Raw genomic sequence first — 23878 nt, 5'->3', positions numbered from 1 at the left:
GTATTATAGTTGGAACGAAGGAGGGATTGGAAACAAGGAACATACATTTTTTTATCATAATACTTGCTATAGCAATTACGGTTGTGACAAGTATAGGAGGTGCGCGATGACAACGAATTCGAAAAAGGTTGGGATTTTTGACGCTCCATACCGGGCGTTGACAATCGGTATTATTTTGGTCGTTACTACCGTGGCATTTGAAGGGCTGGCCATTACGACGATTGCTCCCAAATTGGCGCAAAATTTAGATGGCATCCATCTTTATGGCTGGATATTTACTGCCTTTCTGTTGTCTCAAATTATCGGTACGATGATTATGGGGCAGCAAATTGGCAAGCGGGGTGTCGCTCCATCCTTTATTGCATCCATTTTTATTTTTGTTATAGGCATCATTATTGCAGCGACTTCGGTGAACATGCACATGCTTATTGCAGGGAGAGCGTTTCAAGGATTTGGTGCAGGTGCCATTATAACTTGTGTGTACTATAGCATTACATTACGTTATCCTGATGCGTTGCGAACAAAAATTCTTGCTGCTTTTTCCAGCGCTTATATTTTGCCTGCTTTAATTGGTCCTTATTTGGCAGGACTTATCGCTGAATTTGCATCGTGGAGATTTGTGTTTTGGTGTGTGCTCCCTTTCATTGTTCTAGCTGTATTCTTAACGCTTCCTTCATTTCGTAAATTACAAAAAGCTGAGGGCACATCAGCTGCACAAGGTGGTCACAAAGAAGTATACGCTATATTACTAGCTCTCGGCACGGGGGTGCTGCTCACCGGCTTAGGCTCTATATCCGATTGGAAGGGAATGGCGCTATCGGCAGCAGGAGTTATTGTTATGATTCAGCCGCTGAGGAAGCTGCTTCCAGCAGGGACCTTTTTCGTTCGAAAAGGCTTGCCGGCCACTATTATGTCCAGAGGGTTCTATGTTGCCTGCTACGTCGCAACGGAAAGCTACGTCGTCCTGGCTCTAACCGAGGTGAAAGGCTTCTCGGCAGACCTTGCCGGCTTGATCGTAGCCGCAGGAGCATTAAGTTGGTCCACTGCCGCTTGGCTGCAATCCAAGCTTGATGAACGAGACTATGGCAAGGGCAGAAAAAAGCGGGTCATTATCGGTGTTGGTGTGATGATCGTCGGGGTAGCGTTAGTCATCACCGTAATCGGGTTACCAAGCGGTGGAATCGTATGGGCGGTCATTTCGCAAATATTCACTGGGTTCGGCATAGGGTTGGCCAATCCTACAACGGGAGCCATTGCACTACAGCATGCCGAGCCGGGCCAAGAAGGAGAGGTGTCCGCCAATCTTCAATTCGTTGATGCGTTTGGCCCCGGATTAAGCATTGGTGTAGGCGGTGCTCTCATAGCCATTAGCGAAACGCTTGAGTGGGGAATATTTACAGGTGTTATGCTGGCATTAACCGCTCAATTGCTTTTTATACTGTTAAGCTTTGTTGCTTCCTTCCGTATAACAGTCAAGGATAACTAACGATTATTGGATGGCCGCAGCCGAACTAGCTTAACAAGCCTTTCATGTAGACGGTATAAGAAAATGGGGAGCAGCAGATGACGGGGATGGAACGATGACTGTTCTGTCCTCTTTTGCTGGAATTTTGCTGAAATGCTCGATTCCTATTTGTATAATGAAATGAAGGCAGCTTCATCACTTAATGGGAGAAAGTATGGGTTGCATTGTTGTCTTCGTGGGTGTTTGAATGCTCGCAGACTCATGCCATTGGATTTCATACAGCAGATTGGTGAAGAGGAGCAGCGGCGAGAGGACGCCATTGGATTTAGTACAGTGGAATGGACCTGCATACAGCTGTGTAGCTGGAGAAGGGCCGATTTGATTGGATGTTTTCCAGTAGAACGCCCCATTTTGGCTTAAATAGAGCATTTCTGTTGGATGATTTCCAATGGACGAAGTGTAAACGTAATATTAGGTTGCCCGAACAGCCAAGGGCCGGCGACGGACAGGCTCTCGCGCAAAAGAGGTAGGCCGGGGGTTGGATTTATGGAAAGCGGGCTCGCCCCATGGGGGAGATATAGTTGCGAAATATACTTCATTAATAGAGACTTTCCATGAAATGTTTTGATGTAAAATATTTCATGGAATAGACGGTGGCTTTGTGTTGTATTGCTAGTCGGGGTAGTACCAGCGTAGCTGACACCACCCGCAAAGTAGCAGAAGTTATATGGGAAACTTGTTAATAAACTCGTTATATTCAAATTGTGTATCCGTGATAGCTAACTTTGAATAGCAAACGCAGCTCAAAGCTTTCCAGCTTATAGTAATGATGTTCGCTTCTAGAACAAAAAAAGCAACAGGACATAAGTGTCTGATGCTTTTTTTTTTGCTTTAAGACCTTATGTTATTGCAAAAAAATCCGGGATTTTGTGCAACAGTCCAGCACTTCGACCGCCGTATTCAGGCAAATTCAGCCGTGAGCGGCGATTTTGATTCCGTGGAACATCACAAAAAGCAGATAAATTCCCACTTTTTCAATTTTCCGTTTTCTTCGATTTTCTCTGAATTACTATACAAGGCGAAGGTCGCCACATATCAATCATCTTACATAAGTTAAATAATATCCATTTCCTGTATCTTCTATAGTAGAATGTTGATCATGAATTATCGAGAAATGAGAGAAGGTGTCTTATTGGATGGTAAAGATATTGTCCATAGGTGAACTCATCCACACGTACAGATTCCACTAGTACTGATTTTTTCACTGGCAAGTTCTGCGTTTGCTGAAGAAGGAAAAAATGTTTTAACGTTCGAGGAACAATTGAAGGCTATTGAAAAAAGTATGACAGCGATATTGAAGTACTTTTCAACATACTCTTTTGCGAGTGAATAATTCCCTTGCTTTTGCAGCGCTTGATGACCGCTAATGGAACATATGCTTAGAGTAGAACGTTTTCTCAACAGGACTAACCAAATGGTCAGCGCTTTTTTTGAAAAATTTCTTTAAGTAAACTAAAGAATTTTATTATTACTTTAGAAGAACCTTGAAAGAAGTCACTTAAAAATTTTTGGACTAGGAACCGTACCAAACTAAAGAATAGTGAAAAAAATATTATAAACAATAATAGTTTTATTCCTGTTTCAATTGGATCCATTTAGAAAGCACCTCCTATTCAATTGTCATTCTATACTTTAACATATACATTTAAGCAATACTTGGTAAAAAAGAGTATGTCGCTTGGAAGAAGGATTCTTCATATGTGTGAATGGCTGAACGGATCAAACGCTCAATGCGGTCCGGCGTGGGAGGTACGATTTTTAATTCATGGAATCGACGGTAAACGCGTTCCTTTAAACGCTCAAATTCATGATCGTGATGCAGAAAATGTTGGCATAGCCATTCTGCCATCCTCTATCGTATCCTCGCGGAACCCGAAGAACTCTCGGATCTGTGTTCGGTGGTAGGTGATTGAACGACCGGTCCAATCGTACTGAACATATAATTCTGGCTCAGAGAAGATTTGTTTTGCAATGTACGCGATCACCGCTTTGGGAACTTCGTACTTATGAGTTGGGAAACGGGCTTCATTTTGAAAAAACTTGAGTAACACGGCAAATCCAATCCTGGTTTCCCCGGTCTTGTTCTCGATCAACCTCATCTCGTTCGGTAGGATCGTAAAATGCTCGATTAATTCGTCCAGTTCCCAATTCCGTTTCATGTTATCCCCTCCAAAGTAAAGTTCCTATAACAGTGAGTATCGGAACTTAGTACTTGGAATAAGTATATCCAAGCTGTATATTTTAGACAATATGAGTCTTCAATTGCTCGAAATTCCGTATACAAAAACAAATTCGGAACTTATTATATTAATGGGGACTACACTAACCGGCAGAATAGTTCAACTAAACAACAAATAGCAGTTTTTTTCTTTTGCATATTTTGTACAACAACTGCAAAGCAGCAGTTTATTTTTCTGCTAGACTTTTATATGGAAGGAGGACCATTAGTGGATTGGCTTGATCGAATGAATGCAGCAATTGACTATATTGAGGACAACCTGACTGGGGAAATTGATTATATGCAAGCTGCAAAAGCAGCTTGTTGCCCTAATTATCATTTCCAACGAATGTTTGCGTTTATATCAGATGTGACGCTTTCTGATTATATCAGAAGAAGACGGCTGACACTTGCTGCTTTTGAGCTGCAACAAAGCAACAAAAGTGTGATTGAAATTGCACAAACATATGGTTATAAATCTCATGCTTCATTTACGCGAGCATTTCGTGAACTGCATGGGACTTCACCAACATCAACTCGTAAATCAGGGGTAAAAATGAAGGCTTATCCACGTATGTCTTTCCACATTTCGATTGCGGGGAGAACAGAAATGAACTACAGAATTGAAAAAAATCCTGGGTTTTCAGCTGCGGGCTTCAAAAATTGTGTGAATACTGATCATGCGTTCAATTCCATACCTAAGATCTGGCAAGAAGCACGAATGAACGGCATTGGTGACAAATTACTTGGTTTAATGGGTGAAAACTCAGAAAAAGTACCTAATGGCATATTGGGCATTTTATCAGGAGGTGACTGGGGTAAAAATGATACTTTCTTCTATTACTTGGCGGTACCATCTGAAAAAGAAACTCCTGCGGATATGGAAAAGCTAACATTCCCTGAAAGCCAATGGGTTGTATTCGAAGCCCAAAATCCTGCCGACCTCGTAAACGCTTGGAAGTGTTTATATACGGATTGGGTTCCTACATCAGATTATGCACTGGCAGACTTGCCAGCAGTTGAATGCTTTTATCCTCCAGGACACTATCCTCAAAATGAACTATGGGTTCCTATTACTGCGAAAGGAAGATGACAATGGCTAAATTGAAAAAAATTGAATTTGTTGATTTTGGTCCGTACAAGATGGTTGGAAAAGAAATTAGAACCAAGATTGAAAAATTTAATCCTATTTTTCCATCAAAATATCCAACGATTCCATCGTTGTGGAAACAATGCTTTTCCGACGGCACATTTGATACGCTTGCAAACATGACTGAATATTGTCCTACCGAAACGCCGAATGGTTATGAGGGGTACGTAAGAGATTTCAACAAAGAGGATGAAACATTTACATACGTTGCAGGTTTTTTAATGAAAGTTAATACACCTGTGCCTGATGGGTATGCAGCATATTACATACCAGCTTGTACCATTGCAAAAACTTGGATTGAGGGCGAAGAGCATAATATATACCCGAATGCACATCAACTGACAATGGAAGCCATTCATCAAAATGGATATGAAGTGGATTGGCAAAATTACTTTTCATGCGAAGTTTATACGGATCAAAGATTTGGAGTGCCCCAAAAACGTGGACAGAAGGTACTGATACTTGATTTTTATATACCGATTAAGCAAGAGTAGCTACACTAACAAAGACGTTAGTTTAACAAACAGGCTGCAAACATTTATCACTCATAAAAGGAACTCTCCAGACGCGGAGGGTTCTTACATTTTTATCCATGTGTTTGCGAGTGGTGTCAGCTACGCTGGTATTACCCCTGGTAAGAGAGTTTCATAATCAAGCTGATAAATCGTTGCAGGATATCGAGGACTTTCTATATCAACATATGGGGAAGAACAAACTTGATCAAGGGGAGTATGAAGAAGCGCTGGCGCACTTTTATAAGGCGTTAGAAATCAGGCTTGTGAAAAATAATTCGGAGTTAATCGAGTCAACGCAGCTGGCAATTGATGCCACATTAAAAATGCATAACGAGTAGCCGCAGGGGGTTCAGATGATCATCGTAATCTATATGGTTCGGTATGCCGAGTCTCCCTATACAGAAGGGAATGAACGTACCCGTGGATGAACTGCAAAGGGAAAAGCAGATGCGGAGTGAGGTAGAGGTTGCGATTGGAACTCACGGCAACGTGATGACGTTAATGATGAATTATTTTGATTCCACATATGGGTTGGATTTTTTGGTTCACACTAGTAAACCGGACATCTATCGAATGGAAATCGTGAATAATCAATTGAAAGAAGTAAAGCGACTATGGAAAGAGTAGATCTCATTCAGTAAAACTCAATGGCTAATTTTGATCTTTTGTAGTTCTTTGTGAAAGGTTTTTTTCTGGTACTCCAAAATATAAACATCCAGCTCTTGGCTTAGCAATACAACTTCTTTGTCCGTGAAATTATTCTTCTCGCTAACTGCAAGGACAAGTCGCTGTCTAAGATTTAGTATCATCCTTGACAGCTCATTATCGTCTAATTTGTCGTACAGGTACACCTTTTGTCACCTCGCATTTTCAGTACATTGATGACAGGCACCAATTCGTTGTTGTTTTAGTTGTACCAATTGTAATATATGTTGTATAAAATCCAGTATATAGATAATCATGTAACTTTCGACTTTATTCTACAAGGATCATCAAAAAAAGAGTACCCAGTTAGGTACTCCCTGCTACCATCCATGATCCCCCAAATTATCGCTTAACGTCACCAGCATGTCTACAATAAAAACAGTCGATAAGAATAAAGCACTGTACAATAAATTGTTGATACGACGTTTCACGCCCATCCCTCCAGTTAGGTATCGTGGCTAACACTACGATTGTAATATTTTGATAATTTATTTAAAATATCGATGCTCATTACCTTGTTATCACGTATATGAAGGTTTATGATGCAATTCATACATTCTCTTTCTTTTAGAGTATCGTTAACTATTGTATATTGATGAGCACTTTCTAAATAGCTTGTTATACCTTTTTCAAAATCGCCGCCAGCTACGTAAAAATCTCCTTTTAATTTAAAAAACTGTGCCAATCTCGATTGCTTGTACGGTGTAGAATACGGAACAGATACTACCCTTTCCTCCATTTCCAACAGTTTATGGATAGCAGACAAGTTCCCTTGATCAAGATACAGCGTTAAAAGTTGATTAATTACATGGAGTTGTGAGTTTTCTCCGCAAGTATTTAGTGCTAACTGAAGTTGTGATATTGCGAGGAGAACGTCTCCTTTTTTCGCATGTAATGCAGCTTCCAATAACAGGACGTTTTCTTTTACGTGCGGGTGGTTGAACTTACTATACTGAACCGAGTATTTTTCTGATAGGTCATAGTTACCTAGGTAGTAGTGAGAGTCTCGAAGTATTCCGGTAGAGTTAACCTTAAATAAGCTGTCTGATGGGTCTTCTTCTAAGACCGTGTTACACAATTCAATGCTGTCTTCGAACAGTCTGAGGTTAAAAGCATGAACGCCAAGCTTATAATACAATGATATACGTTCTTCTTTGGATAGAAAATTCACATAATGAATGATGTGCTTTCCACTATCATACGTAGCTTTAAGCTTAGTAAAATCGTCTCGTTCGATTAAGTAGGCTGCGTACAGTCCTTTTGCTAGAAAGAGCATCATGCCGTGGTTACGCGAGTAATGAATCAGCAGCCTGTACAACGATAATCTGATTGGCTTGTCTTCGATTGCATCGGCCAGCGTATAAAGACGCTCAACAAGAATATAGCTGTCTTCGCTAGGGGATTCCAAAAATTTCAAGGCAACCTTGTTAATAAGTTCAATATTGCCTGACTGAATGACAGTTTGCAAAATGGTTTGCAGGGAATCGGCCCTTTTATCAATCTCTATGTAACGTTCGACGATGTCCTCGAAGGGTATTCCTAATGCAGACGCTAGTGGATGTACGGTCTCAAATTCGGGTCTCTTGACATCTCCGTTTTCAATCCTTGATATCGTACCTTTATGACTGCCTGTAATGTCTGATAACTGAGATAACGTCATGCCAGACTCACGCCTATACTGGTGAATCAACTCCCCGATAGTCTGAATCTGAATTACATCACTCACACATACCCGCACCTTCCTTTTGAATCTCAAATAATTGACCACCTATATTTTACCATGCTGTTTATGGATTGTAAACGCAACGTCTAGGCATGCAAGTAAATCATGCCCTTCTGAACGGGAGGGAGAGTGAAGAAAAGTAGTTGGCAGCTCATCATTATTGGCTGGAATATGCACTTTCTTTAGTTCAACCCGCCTATTGTTTTGATTGTACAAAATCCAATGAAGAGGGGACTGGACCCTACCAGGGCAGAACTGCGGACTCATTTAAGCAGCTGCCGTAACTCTGATGTCATTTGTTCGACTAACTCAGGTCTCCCATGGAACTGAGCCGGGGTATTCTGAAAAAGTTGGATCCGCCAATTCCCCTCGTCTATAACGGCAACTAGTGTTTGATGCGTGTTGACATTAGGATCGAGCTCTGATTGTCCACGCGGCACCATACCTGCTATAGCTCGTACGATGGCGATTTCAGAGCCTAGAACACGCACACTTTTCACTTTGCTTACAAATATAGCAGTTGGGTGGTTTTCAAATATGGGCTTGAGGTGCGTGAAGATCTCATCGCGTCCAATCTCCTGACTCCCATCAAAACCGATAATCTCGCCCTCCTCTGCGAACAGCTCAGCCATTGCGCGGGCACTGCGATTGTTCCAAGCATCTATTAGTTGTTGGTAGAGTGCGCGGACTTCGTTCGATACAGAAAATTCCATAATTTATGTCTCCTAACAGATTTCTTACTATTATAACCAGGCTTTCTGTTAAACAAAACCTTAAGTTTCTCTGTGACCTTTCCCGGGGTTCCTCGATACAGAAGCATAATGGCATCTGCCATGAAAATGTTCATATGGGGGAGTTTCTTTGGAAGATCTAACTCCTTCGATGATACGTTATAATGTTAGGTAAGCGCTATCAATAATGTCTTGACATGGTATAAATTTGATATTAGTATGAAAATGCGGGTGATTGGATGGACCAATTTTATCGTAAGTCACGCATGAAAGGTAATGAACAATGACGATTAAAAAAATTAAGTACCACCGTGTATATGAAGATGTCATTGAGCAAATCGAGAACTTAATTCTCGAGGGGAATCTTGCTCCTGGAGATGTATTGCCGACAGAGAGGGAGCTCGCCCAAGCATTTGGCATCAGCCGCGGGACATTGCGAGAGGCTTTCCGTATTTTGGAGCGGGAAGGATTAATCGAGACGCGTCCCGGAGGCGGTCGATTCCTGAACAAGAACCTTAACGAGGCAGAAGATAAGAAGCGGATAATGGAGAATATTGAGCGGGCTACGATTATCGAACTGTTGGAGGCGAGGGAAATCTTCGAGACCGGCATCGTCGAACTGGCAGCCGAGCGGGCGACCGATCAAGATATACGAGAGATTGAAATCGCATTCGAAAAATGGGGCAAGATTGACCGCGACTCAGATGATCCCGTGAATCCGGATCAAGCTTTTCATCTCTCGATCGCCAAGGCAACGCATAATGTAGTACTCGTGAACCTAATTGATCTTCATATCGATCTGTTGCAGAAAACACTTGTGAAGACCGTAGAGATACCAGGCCGGAAGGACGAAGTATATAAAGAACATTATAACATTATGCAAGCGATTAAGGAGAAGAACCCACTGAAAGCAAAAGAAGCTTTGCTGCATCATTTACATCAAGTGAAGCAGAACATTCTGTTGAACAGGGTGGAATCAAATGGATGAGAAGCATCCTTTTGATTATTAAATTGGGCCACCCAATTACCCACATATCAATGTTATTCAAATGTATTAACAATGAATGTAAGTGTAATCATGTAAGCGGTTGCACAGTGAAGCAAGCAGAAACACAATTTACTCGCTAGTGATGGTGGAGGGCACATAATGATAAAAGAAGAATTCAAAATCTTGGCTCCATGCGGGATGCTAGGCTATGGTTTTCCGAAAGCTTCATTTATGAAAGGAATGGCGCACAGTCCTGATGCCATTGTGGTCGACGCCGGCTCTACCGATGCCGGGCCTCACAAATTAGGCGCAGGTACGGCAATTGTCAGCAAGCAAGCCTGTAAGAAGGATTTGGAGATCATCATTACAGAGGGGATTAAAGCCGGTATCCCAATTATTATCGGATCAGCCGGGGGCAGCGGCGCAAAAGTACATGTGGAATGGACCCAAGCGATCGTTATGGAAATTTTGCGAGAGCGCAGCCTCCATGGCATAAAAATAGCGACGATTTGGGCGGATATCCCCCACGAGGTGGTGGGTGCGAAGCTTGATGCAGGCCAATGTGAACCTCTAGGCTTAACGGTCGCGCCTTTAACCAAAGACCGGCTGGAGGCTACCACTCACATCGTCGCGCAAATGGGGCATGAACCGATCATTGCGGCATTGCAAGCGGAAGCGGATATTACGATCTGCGGACGTGCCTATGATCCGTCGCCATTCGCTGCGGTCGCCATGCATCATGGCTTTGACAGTGCGCTTGCTTATCACTTGGGGAAGATTTTAGAGTGTGCTGCGCTTTCCGCTGAACCAGGCACGACGAAGGATTGCATGCTCGGTATTTTGCGACAGGATTCATTTGTTGTCAAACCGCTGGATGAGATTCGCAAGTGCACTGCCGTATCTGTTGCCGCACATACGTTCTACGAGAAGGATCATCCTTATATTTTGCATGGGCCGGGAATGGTCTTGGACCTGCAGCATTGTGTCTTCACTGAGCTTGGCGATGGCAGTGTGGAAGTGCGCGGCAGCCAGATATCCGAGACACCTGTATATAAGATCAAGTTGGAAGGCGCCATGAAAGTGGCTTGCCGCACCTTTGTCATTGCTGGTGTTCGCGATCCGTTGCTCATTGCGCGGATCGAAGAAGTAGAGGAGTTGGTTAAGCAGCAGGTCTACGAATATTACAATGAAATTCCGGCGGAAGATTATAAGATTCATTTTATCAATTATGGTCTGAATGGCGTGCTGGGGGAGCTGGAACCACAGCGGAAGCCAGCTCACGAGCTCGGCGTTGTGTTCGAAGTCGTCGCCAAAACGCAAGAGTTGGCGAACGCGATCTGCAGCTCGGTAAGATCCACCTTCTTGCATTATGGTTATGAGGGAAGAAAATCGACGGCCGGAAATCTCGCGTTTCCATTCGCCCCGAGCGATATACCGTTCGGCGATGTGTACGAGTTCTCGGTTTATCATTTGATGGAAGTTGCCGACGGATTAGAGATGTTCCAGAACGAATATGTAGAGGTGTAATCATGAAGTTATATGATGCTGCGGCCGTGTTCCGAAGCAAAAATAGCGGACCATTCGCAATCACGGTAGATGTTCTTTTTACGGATTCCTTATTCTATTACAAAATGAAGCATTCTGGACAAATAAACAAAGAAGTGGTGTCCAAGCTGTACAATGTTGAACCTGAGCTCATTACGCATATCGTCTTTTTTGACCAGGCGCTCGGCTTTAAAATTACGTTTGCAAGAAAGGTTTCGTCAGGGACTTTTTTGGATCGGGATGTATATGGAGCGCAGCAGCATGCGCCGCTCATGGAATTGGAAGTCAACTAAGAAACCGCCAGGAGGCGAATGGAATGAAAGCGGATTCGAAACTGAGGAGAATTTGGGCTGATAAAGTGCTCTATCTCTTGCTGCTGCCTTGTATGGCTTATTTTATCATATTTCATGTATGGCCCATTATTGGGATGAAGCTAGCATTCTACGACTTTCGCATTATTGGCGACAATGTATTCGTCGGGCTCAAATATTTCCGCGAATTATTCAGCACCCCGATATTTTTGAATGTGCTGGGCAATACGCTCATCATTAGCGCCATGAAGCTGTTTATTATATTTCCGATTCCGATTCTGTTCGCGTTGATGCTGGGTGAATTCAGGAACGGCCGGTTTCGCAAAGCGGTGCAAGTCGTCTCTTATATGCCGCACTTTCTATCGTGGGTCGTCATTGCGGGAATTTGGTTTGAATTTTTGTCCCCGTCCACAGGAGCTATCAATGAATTGATTAAGGCGCTCGGGTTCCCAGCTCAAGACTTTTTGACAAATAAAGAAAGCATCCGCTGGGTGCTGATTGCAAGTGAGGCTTGGCGCAGCGTCGGGTGGGATTCGATCATATACCTTGCCGCGATTATGGGGATCAGCCCCAGCCTTTATGAAGCTGCCTATGTCGATGGAGGGAGCCGGTGGCATATCGTTACGCGAATCGTGCTTCCGCACCTGTTCATTCCGATGGTAACCATCTTCATTCTCAACGTCGGGTTCATTATGAATGCCGGACTCGACCAAGTACTGAACTTTACCAATGATTCTGTCAACAGCAAGATCGATATTATCGATACTTACGTCTATCGGGTCGGTCTCGTCAACGGGCAGTATTCATTCGCTACGGCAGCCAATTTGTTCAAAAGTGTTATAGGAGTCATACTTGTGCTGTCCACTCATTTCATGGCGAAAAAACTGACTTCTAAAGGCGCCTGGTAAGGAGGAATGTCATGTTCCGAAGAAAAGTTACCCTATCCAAAGTGATGATCGGATTCATTCTTTCAGCGCTCACCCTGTCCATGTTCGTGCCGATCATGAACTTGATTGCCAGAGCTCTGTCAAATCCGGACAAAGTTCATTTGCTCCATGGCTACGAGATATGGCCGAGAGGTTTCTCGCTCATTCATTTTCAAGTCGTACTCAGTAATTCGCTAGTCAGCAAGGCGCTATTAAACTCGTTGTTTATTACCGTCGCAGGCACATGCTTAAGCATTTTCTTCACGACCATTGCAGCATATGTATTGACGCGTAAAATTGTCGGCAAAACTCCGCTCATGATTTTTCTCATCATTATCATGATCTTCGAACCGGGGATTGTGCAGGAATATATGGTGATCAAGGATTTGCATTTGCTCGACAGCTTATGGTCGATGGTCCTGTACCGGATGATTAACGTCTATTACTTGATCATTATGATGCGCTTCCTTGAGGAGATCCCCGTGTCTTTAATTGAAGCAGCCAAAATTGACGGTGCCGGGCATATGACCATGTTCATGAAGATCGTAATGCCGCTCGCTCGCATACCTTTGCTAACAATAGGGATGTTCTATGCTGTCGCCAAATGGAACGAGTTTTTCAAATCCAGTATTTTTCTGTCTAGCCGCGACAATACGGTACTGCAAGTGCTGCTTAGACAATTCGTCGTGGAGAGAGATAGCTCGGCTTTAATCGGCACAGCCGACCTATTGAAGAATAACAATATTGCGCAGCTCGATTTTTCGTCATTGAAAGCGGCTACAATCGTCATTGCTATCATTCCGTTTCTAATGCTCTATCCCATTATTCTGAAGCATTATACCAGCGGAGTAATGGAAGGCGGAGTTAAGGAATAACTCACATTTGGGGAGGAAATAAGATGCGAAAAATGATCATCCTGTTGCTTGCGAGCTTCATGGTATTGACTACAGCTTGCAGCTCCAGCGAGACGAAAGCTCCGGGAAGCTCGGCGCAGGCATCGACAGAGCAGGGGCCTGTTACGATATCGATCGTTGGCAAAGATTTACCGCCTGATGCCCGAGTAATCAAAGGAATTGAGGAAGGCATGAAAGCGGAGGGCAAAAATATTAAGCTCGAGGTAGTTCCAGTGCAAAGCGGCACCTATTCGGAAAAGCTGGGCTTATTACTGCAAAGCGGCAATATACCCGATCTGATATATTTCCAAGGCGGAGACTATCCATTTGCCATTACCCAACAGATTCTGGAGGACTTAACCCCTTATATTGAACAATCAACTGGTGTGAAGGCTGCAATGAACTCTTTCAATGAAGAAAGAATAAAAAATTATCCATATTTAGTGTGGTTGTCGCCGACGAACAGCCAGATACCGGTTATGCGTCAGGATTGGTTCGACAAAACTGAATCAGGCAAAGAACTGCTGGCTAATCCGACGACGTACAACTACTACAACTTCTTTAAAGAGGTGAAAGAGAAGAACGGCGCCCAGTTTGCTTATACGACAGCGGGCAGCCTCGAAGAGCTGGATGTCATGTTCGGCCAAGCTTTCGGATTAACCTCAACATGGATAAAAGGTGCTGATGGCAAATATGTCTTTGGCAAAACGTCATCCTTTGAAAAAGAAAAATTAGAGTTCTATGCGAAGCTGTATCGCGAAGGTTTGCTGGATTCAGAGTTTCTGACCAAAAAATGGGATACGAAAGAGAAGGCTTTCTATGATGGCCAAGCAGCAATCATCGCAGGGACTCAAGGCAAAGTGATTGACTTGTACAATAACAAATCAATATCTCAGAATGGAGCGTCTGCGACGGTGATGCCACTGCCGCCTGCTCAAGGCAAAGCTCAAGGCTATACGCCGATTGATGTCAGCAAGGAAAGCCGCGGCTTCGCTATTAGCAAACTCTCTGAAAATAAAGAACTGGCATTCGCCGTATTGGAATATTTGGCGAGTCCGAAGGGACAAATGCTTGATAAGCTGGGCTTTGAAGGCGAAGAATATGAAATCGTAAATAATCAAATCAAGTTGACGGAAAAATTTGCGGAGTGGTATCCGATATTCGTTGCGTCCACCGTCAATTTCAAGCCGGATCAAGCATTCGATCCTGCGACGCCTTACTTATCTGAACCAGCAATCAAATCGCTGGAAATGATTGATTCAATGTCGGGCAAAGACAATGGCTTTATTATTCCAGCTGAACTGGCAGGTAAATGGGACGCATGCAATGAGTTGTACAGAGAGTTTGCCGCCAATATGGTTATGGGCAATAAAACAAGTGCGGATTTCGATGCATTTGTGCAAGCTTGGAGCGATGCAGGCGGCAAAGAGATTACGGATTACGCCAATCAGACCATTAAATAGGTCCGCTTTTGATCACGGAGTGATTCAACGGTGCTGAAAAGCGAACTTTTTGAAACTGTGATTAAGATTAATAGGTTGATCAAATAAACGGTGGAGCGGGGCGCTGCCTCGCTCTCCGAGCAGGGGGAGGGCAACGGATGATTTCTTTTGCTGATCGAGTGAAAGGGGTAATCTTTGGTACGGCATTTGGCGACGCGATGGGTGCTGTTGTAGAGAAAATGACGTACAGCCAAATTAAAGAAAAATATGATCGCATTGAAACGACGCAGACAAAGTGGTGGAAAGCGGACTGGCCGGAAACCGCGAGACTGGGCAGAATGAGAGGCCAGGGCATCATCACCGATGATACGTTGATGACGCTTGCCTTAATGAATGTGTATATTACCGAACGCCGTCATCTGGATGCCTACGATATGGCGAATGAATTTGTGAAAGAAATTGCCTTTCGCCAGCGGTATATCCCGGAATTTGGCCGTGAAGCGCTCATAGTGGACCGATTGTTTTATCCCGAGAAGCATATCTTCAATCGGCATGTATTAGCAAATTGCGAGCCCCGGGAAGGCGGATATGGCAATATGGTCAATTGTGGAGCGGCCATGTACATTTCCCCAATCGGCATCGCAAATGCTTGCAATCCCAAGGGGGCCTACGATGAAGCGATCCTATTCGCATCCGGTCATCAAATCAGCTATGGGCTGGAAGCGGCAGGTGTGATGGCTTGCTGTGTGGCCAAAGCGCTGGAGCCGGGAGCAACGGTGCAAGACATCGTCAATACGGCATTGCATTATGCCAAAGATGGTACGAAACGCGCGATTCATGACATTTGTGAGAAGGCGATCACCTTGCAGCCATGTAAAGAGGACCGGGAGCAGGTGGTTCATGCTTTGCATGAAGTGATCGCACACTATTCGCCTATGGGGGATGATGTGAATCGAAGCATGGACAAAGTAGGGATACCGTCAAATCATTATACGCCCAGCCGTTTGTTCGCAATTGAAGAGCTTCCGCTTGCGCTTGCGTATATCGTTGTGCATGACGGCAATTTCTTGGAAGCGGTGAAGGATGGCGTGAGCTCGGGGCGCGATACGGATTCGATTGGAGTCATGATCGGCGCCATTTTGGGAGCGATGCAGGGCGTAAACGCGATACCTGCTGCAGAGATTGCGATATTGGAAGATGTTAACAAGCAAAATATGGAGAAGCATTGCAACCAATTCATTGAAGCAGCGATAGCTATTATTCAGGAAGATATTCAATTCAATAAACAGAGACAACAGCAGATTTGCTCAATAACTTAAAATGCGTGTTCAAAAAAGTCGCTTTTCAGCACCGAGAAGGTGCTTCGTGATCAAAAGGGCCACTTTTTGAACAACCTCTTAAAGGCGGTGACAGGTATGATACCTTCGAATTATGTGGAGAAAATTTACGCTGGCTATTTAGGGATGAACATTGGGATAAGACTCGGTGCGCCGGTGGAGCCGACGATCTGGACTTATGAAAGAATACAGAATACGTATGGCGATATTACAGGTTATATTAAGGAATTCAAAAATTTCGCTGCCGATGATGATGCGAACGGGCCGTACTACTTCCTGCGAGCGCTCTATGACGATGCCGTCGATCGCGACATTACGCCGAACGATGTCGCGCGCGCTTGGTTGAACTATGCGCGTGAAGGCATCGGTATGTTCTGGTGGGGCGGTTATGGTGTCAGTACCGAACATACGGCATATATTCATTTGAAAAAAGGGATTGAAGCTCCGCAGTCCGGTTCGATTGAACAAAACGGGCTCATTATTGCCGAACAGATTGGCGGGCAAATTTTCATCGACACGTGGGGCCTTGTGAATCCATGCAACCCTAAGAAAGCTGCTGACTTCGGCGAAGCGGCGGCAAGGGTATCGCATGACGGCGAAGGCGTGTTAGGCGCCAGATTTTTTTGCGCGGCTATTTCAAAAGCTTTTGAAACAGCGGATATTAATGAGATTATCGAAGCGGGTCTCAGACAAATACCTAATGATTCCCTTTATGCGCAAGTGGCGCGAGCGGTGCTCGATTTTCACATTCAGCACCCGGATGATTTCAGGGCGTGCCGCGCCATGCTCGAACGGGATTGGGGCTATGATAAATATAAAGGAGTATGCCATATTATTCCTAATGCGGGCGTATGTGTGTTGGCGATGATCTATGGTCAGGGCGACTTTAACCGAACGGTTGAAATCGCTACGATGTGCGGCTGGGATACGGATTGCAATGCTGGCAATGTCGGAACCGTATTGGGGGTAGCTTGCGGTCTGTCCGGGATTGGCGAACACTATCGCAAGCCAATCAATGATTCGATTGTCATGTCGGGCATTTCCGGATATTTGAACATCTTGGACATTCCTACTTATGCGAAAGAACTGGCCATTCTAGGGTATCGCTTGGCGCAAGAACAATGTCCGCAAGAACTCATTGACAGTTTTAAGGAAGATGAAATTTATTTTGATTTTGAACTGCCTGGCTCTACGCATAATATACGCGTGTCGGATCCGTTCTTTTGCCGCACCAAGCATTCTACGGAGCGGGCATATCAAGGAACGGGCTCGCTGGAAGTGGTGTTCGATCGTATGACTCGTGGCGAACATTCGAAAGTGTTCTATAAACCATTCTATACGCGGGACGATTTCAACGATGAGCGATATTCACCTACGTTCGCGCCAAAAGCCTATTCGGGACAGAAGGTATCGATGAAGATTAACCTCGACCAATGGGGCGGCAATGCACCGATGACGATTGCGCCATATGTACGCTTGGCGACGAGTAAGAAGGAATTGGTGCAAGGGTACCAGAAGCTTGTGAATGAGCAATGGATTGATGTGGAATTCGAAATTCCTGATTCCGAAGGAGAGCTGATCGATGAAGTCGGCATCGTATTGGAGTCGGATTCTACACGCAAGCCGAAGAGTTTAGGGCGCATTTTTATCGATGAATTCAAAATATTCGGCAAAGCTGCCTACACGATCGACTTTCACAAGCAAGCGACGAATTTTGGCTGTGTCACCCCTTTCGCACATAATCACGGGGCTTGGAGTCTTGTGGATGGAAGCATGTATCTGATGACGGCTGAACCTAGTGAAGCGTATACAGGCAATTATTTTGCCAAAGATTATTCGGTTTCGGTTACGCTGAATCCGCAAAGCGGTCATTCACATATGGTGGCTATTCGTGCGCAAGGTGCTATGCGCGGTTATCATGTGGGATTCGATGGCACAGATGAAGTTGCGTTATACATCAATAATTTCGGTTATACGAAGTTAGCAAGCTGCAGTTATCCATGGCAGCTCAATCAAGACTATGAATTTAAGGTGACGGCACGCGGCAATGCGATCACGCTGTGCATCAACGGGGAACCGATTCTGCGGCATACGGACAACACGTGGGGCTACGGCATGTATGGCGTGAGCACTCTTGGCGCAGCTAGAACCTATTATAATCATTTTAAAATAACAGAGATCTAAAATTTGACGGTGCATTGAACAGAGGTGAACCATGAAAATTATTGTCATTGGCAGTGCAAATATGGATATGGTCATGCGGACGAGCCGGATTCCTGAAATAGGGGAGACGATGACGGGGGATGGATTCTTTGTTTTCACCTGGCGGCAAGGGGGCCAATCAAGCGGTTGCTTGCGCAAAAATGGGGGCCGATACGTGGCTTATGGGAAAAGTCGGTCAAGATATATTCGGACAATCGCTGATCGATAGCCTTGCCGGTTTTGGCGTTCGTACCGATTTCATTGCCCGCGAGCCGAACATTACGACGGGTGTTGCCGCCATAACGGTATGCGATGGAAATAACAGCATTATTCTGCATGGCGGTGCCAATAGCGAAATGACACCTGCTTATATCCGCAGCTTCGCGCAGGAGCTGCTGTCCGCGTCAGCCGTTATGCTGCAGTTGGAAATTCCGATGGAAACGGTGTACGAAGCGATTCGTCTGCTGAAAGGAAAAGTGCCTATCTTCCTCAACCCCGCGCCTGCCGTCCCGATCGACGACGAGATATTGCGGGGAGTAGATTATTTTACACCGAACGAGATCGAATGCCGTATGTACACGAACGTGGATGTCCAATGCAAGGACGATGCTTTTGCCGCGTTGAATCAGCTGCGGGACAAAGGAGTTCGTTATCCGCTCATTACCCTTGGCGAGAAGGGAATCGTGTATTATAACGGGACCGAGAACAGGTACAAAGAAGCTCACAAGGTACGGCCCGTTGATACCACAGCAGCCGGAGATACGTTCTCCGGTACGTTAGCGGCGATGATCACGGCGGGCAAAAGGTTGGACGAGGCTGTAGATATCGCGCAGCATGCCTCATCCATCACGGTAACTCGTCTGGGAGCGCAGGATGCCATCCCTACGCTTGCGGAGCTTACATGATGAAGGATTAGTAGTAGAGGAACTGGCACGTAATCAATGCCAGTTCTTTTTTTTACATAATAAGCCGATAAGGGATTTTACAGTGACAAGCTGTGTTGGTCGGATGTTTGAGGCCTTACATCCATATTCAACTGCCCAAACTTCTCCTCATCGTTATGTATAAGAGTTCTAATTCTTTCCTCGCCATTAATCGTTCCTTTGTTCATTACGATCCCATCAGGAGAGAGTATATATGCGAACGGAAACGTACTCGTTCCATACAAACGCATTTCGTGCAAATCAAGCTGGTGTATTGGCGTTTCTAGTTTGTACTTGTTTTGTTTTTTCACCACTTCCTCAATCGGGGCTATTATAATCGTAATAACCTGATAAGCGGAAAAAGTTTTTGCAATCTGATTTATGTTTGGATACAGCTCTTCACAGCCATCACAGCCATATACGCTTACTAGCAATATCGTTCCCTCATAGGCTGGTTGCTTTAAATGAATGATTTCATTTGAGGTAGAAGGCATTTCCAGACGAGGGAATACATCACCGATTTCTAAACTGCTATGTTGAGGAGCATTAGCCACCGCTTGATTTATGGATACAGCCTCATAACTTTTTCGAAAAATATAAGTCACAAAATAAAGAAGAGCGATAATAAGAACCCATAGAACGGCGATTGATAATTGCACAAATACGGACATGTCTTTTCCCATCCCATCTATACGATTTTTTTGTAATCGATAAATGACTTGCTTAAGGCAGTAAATGCAATAACAGCAATACTTATTAACATCGCAATTAGAATCTCGAATCCGTCTGTGCTTTTGATGGAGGCATCTCCCCAATAAAGTGCTATCGTAATCAAAAAGAGGAGCGCAATCCGGTAAACGGTTTTCCTTCCTAATTGATTGGGCATCAGATCTCCAAAACAGTTGCAGGTGATGGTCATCTTAGAACGGACGGTTCGCCATACCGCCCAGCAGTATCCTGCTATCAGGATCATATTTAATAACAATCCCCATCGATGCACGGCATCCCAAAACATCAGAATTCCTGCTGCGAATTCAAGGCCAACAATAAATAAAACCCCAATGAAAGGATTTCTAACAAAAATGCCAAGCTGAAGCAACGTTCTTTTAAAAGATGGAATCGATAGTAGTTTTAAACATGCGGCTGCAATCATGATTGTTGCCAAGAACACTCTCATAAAAATGAACAAAGTCATATAATACCTCCTTGATCTGGTATACATATATGAACCTCTCTAATCCATATAACACATGAAAAGACGAAATAATCACATGATGGCTTCGCTCCACTCCTGTTCTAGCCGCTCCCTCATTTCCTTTCTGGCGCGATACAAGGTTTGCCTGACGACTCCTTCGGTGACATGAAGCTTTGCCGCTATCTCTTTATATGTAAGCTGTTCGATGATTTGAAGATACAGAGCCTGTTTATATTTTGGCTTCAACGTGTTCAGCTTGCTCATAATGGTGTGGAATGTGCACCTTCTCATCACTTCCATATCCGTCATATTATGATTATCAACGATTTCAGTTGTTAGATCATCGATATTTATACATTGATATTGGCGGCGGTTTTTTCGTACATAATTTAAGGTTACGTTTCGAGTTAATGTGAAAATCCATGACATAAGCTGTTTGTCGTTTACATATTTGGGCGGTTTGCGAATGGCGCGAATAAAAGCCTCTTGTATAATATCTTCCGTTGAATAATGGTTGCGAACAAAAGAAAACACCATTTTGTAGTTTATATAGAGAAAATGATCATATATATTTTTTTGCAGCTCATCATCCAGGCTATTAAAATCTTTGCTGAAACAAACATATAACTCTTTAACAAGCATATTTGTCCTCAAAAACTTCACCCCACTTTAATTAAAAGGCTAGAAGAGTAAGGGTAGGCTTTCAATGTTTGCTGAAAGAATTGTAAAAGATGATTTCAGTTTTATCGAAAAATGCGGTAATAGTAGTAACCCCCTCCTTTTTTTGATGTTAATTATTGGTGTTTTATATAAGTATAATCCATTTTGGACTAAAGTAAATACTTATATGTCTAAATATAGGAAAATTTCTTTTCTTTTCTTTTCATATAAAATATTGTGATTATTTTGATTGTTGTTGTGTTTAACATTATAGAGTGTCATCAAGAGGGTCCCGCAAACAACAAAAAAAGGAGGATAAAAAACTTATGATACCAGTTATTTCTGCAACTCGAACGACTTGTACGTATTACACGAATTGCAAGGTTGATCCGTCGGATTCTGCTTACGTTTATTGTGATTGGAAAACATATACCTGTTGTGGCTGCGGTGAAGATCCTAAAAACTCCGGTGGTGTTTTAACTCAGGCGGGTTCTAACCGTTTTCGCAATAACGGTGTCAATAAAGAATGTTGGTCCGGAAGCTGCTAATTGCTGACACATTAGCGTCTTACTATCTTTACTAATTAACTAAAGTTGTTTTGCGGGAAGACAACCGTGATCGCTGATAGACAGCTGCTGTCTGTCAGCGATCTCTACTAAAACAGGTTATAGGTGCATACATGAAAAAACTGATGCATTTCTCAGAGGCTGTTAAAAACATATTTATATTTTTGAGTTATTTTTGGAAATTAGTTTGGTTCAGAATCGTCCTGATGCTGGGAAGCAAATTAGTACACGCTCTTATTCCTAGCGTACAGCTGCTTATTACGAAAGAGCTGGTAGATTCCATCAATCATATTTTTCAAAATAATGGGCAGTCGGATGTATATATCGTTTATTATTATCTGGCAGCTCAGACCGGATTGCTTTTACTTGACAAAATGATTACCACGGCTGAACTAATCAACAACGCGAAAATGCAGCAGCAAATTAACTATGAAGTGGAAAGAAGAATAGTCGGCAAAACTTCCGTCATTTCACTTTCGTATTTTGAGAACAGCAAGTTTTACGACCATTTGATGCGGGCATCATCGGGCCAAAGCCAACGGGTGGTCGAGATGCTGAATGGCCCGTTAAGCATGCTCCAATATATAATTACATTTACAACGGTAGTGGGAGTGTTGACAACATTTCACTGGCTAGCAGGCGTAACGGTTCTTCTACTGGCCGCATTACCGCTTGTTATAAATGCGTATATTGGCAAAATGAGATATAGCCTGCTTAAAGAAGCAACGCCGTTGTCCAGACGCGTGCAATATTATTTGAATTTGTTAAAAGGCCGCGACACTGCCAAAGAAATCCGGTTGTTTCAGCTGCAAGACCATCTCATTCAATGTTGGAAACAGTTGTTTGAGTCTTATGCGAAGAAGATGTTGTCTTTTGAAATAAAAACAAATGCATATCGTTTCGGAATTGACGGTATAAGCGCTATTCTCATCAGCCTTAATTTAGCTTTTATTATTTGGATGGGGACCAAGCAAAAACTTAGCATCGGCGAATATATGGCCATTTCACAGGCTTTTATGATGATACAAGGCGTTGTCCTCAGCATCGCTCTTTCCATCTCATCCCTATACGAAAATAGTTTACAGCTTCGAGACTTAATTGACTTTTTAGAATATCCACTTGAAATAAAGCCCGAGGATGAGCCGCAAGGAACAGAGGTTGCGTTTCCTGCGATGAGTGACAAGGGGATAAAGGTAGATAATTTGCAATTTTCCTACGAGGAAAACGGGCCGATCATACTTGATCAAATATCGTTTCAAATCGAACCGGGCCAAAAAGTCGCGATTGTCGGCAATAATGGAGCCGGAAAAAGCACGTTAGTGAAATGTTTGCTCGGATTGTACCGATCTTACAAGGGCAGCATCACGTATGAGGATGTCGATTTGAAGCATATTCCGGCGCAAGAGCTGATGCAGCATATTAGCGCTGTATTTCAGGATTTTGCCAAGTATGAGTTAACCGCGCGCGAGAATATCGGCTTTGGCAGAGTTGAGCATTTGGAAATGGATGATAAAATGATTGCAGCCTCTATGAAAGGGGACTCTCATTCTTTTATTTCCAAGCTGCCGTGCGCTTATGATACGAACTTGGGACGAAGCTTCTACGGGGGGACCGAATTGTCCGGGGGGCAATGGCAAAAAATTGCGATCAGCCGCGCCTTCTTTCGCGATGCCGACATTATTATATTGGATGAGCCTGCCGCTTCGTTAGACCCGATGGCAGAAGCGAATCTGTACAAGACGTTTGCGGAATTATCTGTCGGCAAAACAACCATTATGATATCGCATCGATTAAATAGCTGTGTCAATGCGGATCTTATATTAGTGATGAAGAGCGGCCGTATTATTGAGCAAGGAACTCATGCCGAGCTTATGCGTTTAAACGGGGAGTATGCGGATATGTTCAATATTCAAGCGGAAGGATTTCAATTCGCAGCAGTGAATTAACTTTCATGCAATTTGGTAAAAGACTTCGTTCCTTAGAGAGGTCTCTTTGCAGAATAGTTAATCTACTGCTCTGTCTGGTAAAATGAGTGGACTATCCTAAGATCCCATCGCGGGCCTCATTCGATAGTTAATGGCCAACGGGTGTGCCGCACAAGCTAGAAGAGAAGATTACACATACCATTTGTGTTGTCCGAGATGATGAACATGCTCCCTTCAAAATACTGACACCCTGTGGGGTTTGTCAGGAGAGGCTGTTTTATTGGGGGGGGGAGCCATTCATACGGTGGACGGAACAGTGCAGACAATATCATCATTTTCCGAATCAGTATGTCGTTCTGAGTGAAATGTGCGCAGATGCGTGCTTGGTTCTAGATACA

General features: G+C 43.7%; 21 protein-coding genes and 1 pseudogene. 15 read left to right on the top strand and 7 right to left on the bottom strand.

Features of this window, described 5'->3' with window-relative positions:
• Positions 1-106: 106 nt before the first annotated feature.
• The gene (locus tag LQV63_RS10855) at positions 107-1486 is read left to right on the top strand and encodes an MFS transporter (protein WP_233696723.1); all 1380 of its coding nucleotides are present in this window, start codon (positions 107-109) and stop codon (positions 1484-1486) included.
• Between the two features lie 1844 nt (positions 1487-3330).
• Here LQV63_RS10855 and LQV63_RS10850 read toward each other — a convergent pair.
• A complete protein-coding gene (locus LQV63_RS10850; protein ID WP_233696722.1) occupies positions 3331-3684 on the bottom strand; it encodes a DUF4158 domain-containing protein in 354 nt (117 codons plus the stop codon).
• A 288-nt stretch (positions 3685-3972) separates the two neighbouring features.
• On the opposite strand from LQV63_RS10850, the gene LQV63_RS10845 reads away from it, so the two are divergent.
• From LQV63_RS10845 to LQV63_RS32035, 4 genes and pseudogenes are all read left to right on the top strand, one after another.
• Positions 3973-4836, top strand: a complete 864-nt coding sequence (locus tag LQV63_RS10845; RefSeq protein ID WP_233696721.1) for an AraC family transcriptional regulator — start codon at positions 3973-3975, stop codon at positions 4834-4836.
• 2 nt (positions 4837-4838) lie between these two features.
• Positions 4839-5387 carry a GyrI-like domain-containing protein gene (locus LQV63_RS10840; protein WP_233696720.1) on the top strand — a complete coding sequence of 183 codons (549 nt, stop codon included), beginning with the start codon at positions 4839-4841 and terminating at the stop codon, positions 5385-5387.
• A gap of 113 nt (positions 5388-5500) precedes the next feature.
• Entirely contained in the window at positions 5501-5746 is a 246-nt protein-coding gene (locus LQV63_RS10835; protein ID WP_233696782.1) for a Tom20 family protein, read from the top strand.
• A 124-nt stretch (positions 5747-5870) separates the two neighbouring features.
• Positions 5871-6035, top strand: a pseudogene (locus LQV63_RS32035) (histidine phosphatase family protein); the annotation flags it as partial.
• Positions 6036-6052: 17 nt separating this feature from the next.
• Here the strand turns inward: LQV63_RS32035 and LQV63_RS10825 are convergent.
• The 3 genes from LQV63_RS10825 to LQV63_RS10815 all read right to left on the bottom strand — a co-directional run bounded on the left by LQV63_RS10825 (position 6053) and on the right by LQV63_RS10815 (position 8549).
• The gene (locus LQV63_RS10825; RefSeq protein ID WP_233696719.1) at positions 6053-6217 is read right to left on the bottom strand and encodes an aspartyl-phosphate phosphatase Spo0E family protein; all 165 of its coding nucleotides are present in this window, start codon (positions 6215-6217) and stop codon (positions 6053-6055) included.
• Between the two features lie 341 nt (positions 6218-6558).
• Positions 6559-7839, bottom strand: a complete 1281-nt coding sequence (locus tag LQV63_RS10820; RefSeq protein ID WP_233696718.1) for a helix-turn-helix domain-containing protein — start codon at positions 7837-7839, stop codon at positions 6559-6561.
• Between the two features lie 260 nt (positions 7840-8099).
• Entirely contained in the window at positions 8100-8549 is a 450-nt protein-coding gene (locus tag LQV63_RS10815; RefSeq protein ID WP_233696717.1) for an SgcJ/EcaC family oxidoreductase, read from the bottom strand.
• Positions 8550-8850: 301 nt separating this feature from the next.
• Here LQV63_RS10815 and LQV63_RS10810 point away from each other — a divergent pair, with 301 nt between their 5' ends.
• The 9 genes from LQV63_RS10810 (at position 8851) to LQV63_RS10770 (ending at position 19116) form a co-directional block, all read left to right on the top strand.
• Positions 8851-9555, top strand: coding sequence for a FadR/GntR family transcriptional regulator (locus tag LQV63_RS10810; protein WP_233696716.1), 705 nt, complete (start codon positions 8851-8853; stop codon positions 9553-9555).
• A gap of 159 nt (positions 9556-9714) precedes the next feature.
• Positions 9715-11082 (top strand): acyclic terpene utilization AtuA family protein, encoded by a 1368-nt coding sequence (locus LQV63_RS10805; protein WP_233696715.1) that lies wholly within the window; start codon positions 9715-9717, stop codon positions 11080-11082.
• Between the two features lie 2 nt (positions 11083-11084).
• The gene (locus LQV63_RS10800) at positions 11085-11393 is read left to right on the top strand and encodes a DUF4387 domain-containing protein (RefSeq protein ID WP_233696714.1); all 309 of its coding nucleotides are present in this window, start codon (positions 11085-11087) and stop codon (positions 11391-11393) included.
• A 23-nt stretch (positions 11394-11416) separates the two neighbouring features.
• Complete coding sequence (locus LQV63_RS10795; protein ID WP_233696713.1) at positions 11417-12319, top strand: ABC transporter permease; 903 nt, start codon at positions 11417-11419, stop codon at positions 12317-12319.
• A gap of 11 nt (positions 12320-12330) precedes the next feature.
• The gene (locus tag LQV63_RS10790) at positions 12331-13212 is read left to right on the top strand and encodes a carbohydrate ABC transporter permease (protein ID WP_233696712.1); all 882 of its coding nucleotides are present in this window, start codon (positions 12331-12333) and stop codon (positions 13210-13212) included.
• Between the two features lie 23 nt (positions 13213-13235).
• Positions 13236-14693 (top strand): extracellular solute-binding protein, encoded by a 1458-nt coding sequence (locus LQV63_RS10785; protein ID WP_233696711.1) that lies wholly within the window; start codon positions 13236-13238, stop codon positions 14691-14693.
• A gap of 137 nt (positions 14694-14830) precedes the next feature.
• On the top strand, positions 14831-15991 hold the full coding sequence (locus LQV63_RS10780) for an ADP-ribosylglycohydrolase family protein (protein WP_233696710.1): 1161 nt from the start codon (positions 14831-14833) through the stop codon (positions 15989-15991).
• 96 nt (positions 15992-16087) lie between these two features.
• A complete protein-coding gene (locus tag LQV63_RS10775) occupies positions 16088-18193 on the top strand; it encodes an ADP-ribosylglycohydrolase family protein (protein WP_233696709.1) in 2106 nt (701 codons plus the stop codon).
• Positions 18194-18312: 119 nt separating this feature from the next.
• Positions 18313-19116, top strand: coding sequence for a PfkB family carbohydrate kinase (locus LQV63_RS10770; RefSeq protein ID WP_233696708.1), 804 nt, complete (start codon positions 18313-18315; stop codon positions 19114-19116).
• A 77-nt stretch (positions 19117-19193) separates the two neighbouring features.
• Here the strand turns inward: LQV63_RS10770 and LQV63_RS10765 are convergent, their stop codons facing one another.
• The 3 genes from LQV63_RS10765 to LQV63_RS10755 all read right to left on the bottom strand — a co-directional run bounded on the left by LQV63_RS10765 (position 19194) and on the right by LQV63_RS10755 (position 20971).
• A complete protein-coding gene (locus tag LQV63_RS10765) occupies positions 19194-19805 on the bottom strand; it encodes a peroxiredoxin family protein (RefSeq protein WP_233696707.1) in 612 nt (203 codons plus the stop codon).
• Positions 19806-19822: 17 nt separating this feature from the next.
• Positions 19823-20329, bottom strand: a complete 507-nt coding sequence (locus LQV63_RS10760) for a MauE/DoxX family redox-associated membrane protein (RefSeq protein WP_233696706.1) — start codon at positions 20327-20329, stop codon at positions 19823-19825.
• Positions 20330-20401: 72 nt separating this feature from the next.
• Complete coding sequence (locus tag LQV63_RS10755) at positions 20402-20971, bottom strand: RNA polymerase sigma factor (protein WP_233696705.1); 570 nt, start codon at positions 20969-20971, stop codon at positions 20402-20404.
• 697 nt (positions 20972-21668) lie between these two features.
• Between LQV63_RS10755 and LQV63_RS10750 the strand changes: the two genes are divergently transcribed.
• Positions 21669-23501 (top strand): ABC transporter ATP-binding protein, encoded by a 1833-nt coding sequence (locus LQV63_RS10750; protein ID WP_233696704.1) that lies wholly within the window; start codon positions 21669-21671, stop codon positions 23499-23501.
• Positions 23502-23878: the final 377 nt, after the last annotated feature.

The sequence above is a fragment of the Paenibacillus profundus genome, assembly GCF_021369635.1.
Classification (GTDB): domain Bacteria; phylum Bacillota; class Bacilli; order Paenibacillales; family Paenibacillaceae; genus Paenibacillus_B; species Paenibacillus_B profundus.
This window is presented reverse-complemented; position numbering and strand designations above follow the sequence as displayed.

Coding starts and splice junctions, on each gene's coding strand:
- LQV63_RS10855 (WP_233696723.1), top strand. CDS start 107: ATGACAACGAATTCGAAAAAGGTTGGGATTTTTGACGCTCCATACCGG.
- LQV63_RS10850 (WP_233696722.1), bottom strand. CDS start 3,684: ATGAAACGGAATTGGGAACTGGACGAATTAATCGAGCATTTTACGATC.
- LQV63_RS10840 (WP_233696720.1), top strand. CDS start 4,839: ATGGCTAAATTGAAAAAAATTGAATTTGTTGATTTTGGTCCGTACAAG.
- LQV63_RS10825 (WP_233696719.1), bottom strand. CDS start 6,217: ATGATACTAAATCTTAGACAGCGACTTGTCCTTGCAGTTAGCGAGAAG.
- LQV63_RS10815 (WP_233696717.1), bottom strand. CDS start 8,549: ATGGAATTTTCTGTATCGAACGAAGTCCGCGCACTCTACCAACAACTA.
- LQV63_RS10810 (WP_233696716.1), top strand. CDS start 8,851: ATGACGATTAAAAAAATTAAGTACCACCGTGTATATGAAGATGTCATT.
- LQV63_RS10805 (WP_233696715.1), top strand. CDS start 9,715: ATGATAAAAGAAGAATTCAAAATCTTGGCTCCATGCGGGATGCTAGGC.
- LQV63_RS10800 (WP_233696714.1), top strand. CDS start 11,085: ATGAAGTTATATGATGCTGCGGCCGTGTTCCGAAGCAAAAATAGCGGA.
- LQV63_RS10795 (WP_233696713.1), top strand. CDS start 11,417: ATGAAAGCGGATTCGAAACTGAGGAGAATTTGGGCTGATAAAGTGCTC.
- LQV63_RS10790 (WP_233696712.1), top strand. CDS start 12,331: ATGTTCCGAAGAAAAGTTACCCTATCCAAAGTGATGATCGGATTCATT.
- LQV63_RS10785 (WP_233696711.1), top strand. CDS start 13,236: ATGCGAAAAATGATCATCCTGTTGCTTGCGAGCTTCATGGTATTGACT.
- LQV63_RS10780 (WP_233696710.1), top strand. CDS start 14,831: ATGATTTCTTTTGCTGATCGAGTGAAAGGGGTAATCTTTGGTACGGCA.
- LQV63_RS10775 (WP_233696709.1), top strand. CDS start 16,088: ATGATACCTTCGAATTATGTGGAGAAAATTTACGCTGGCTATTTAGGG.
- LQV63_RS10770 (WP_233696708.1), top strand. CDS start 18,313: ATGGATTCTTTGTTTTCACCTGGCGGCAAGGGGGCCAATCAAGCGGTT.
- LQV63_RS10765 (WP_233696707.1), bottom strand. CDS start 19,805: ATGTCCGTATTTGTGCAATTATCAATCGCCGTTCTATGGGTTCTTATT.
- LQV63_RS10760 (WP_233696706.1), bottom strand. CDS start 20,329: ATGACTTTGTTCATTTTTATGAGAGTGTTCTTGGCAACAATCATGATT.
- LQV63_RS10755 (WP_233696705.1), bottom strand. CDS start 20,971: ATGCTTGTTAAAGAGTTATATGTTTGTTTCAGCAAAGATTTTAATAGC.
- LQV63_RS10750 (WP_233696704.1), top strand. CDS start 21,669: ATGAAAAAACTGATGCATTTCTCAGAGGCTGTTAAAAACATATTTATA.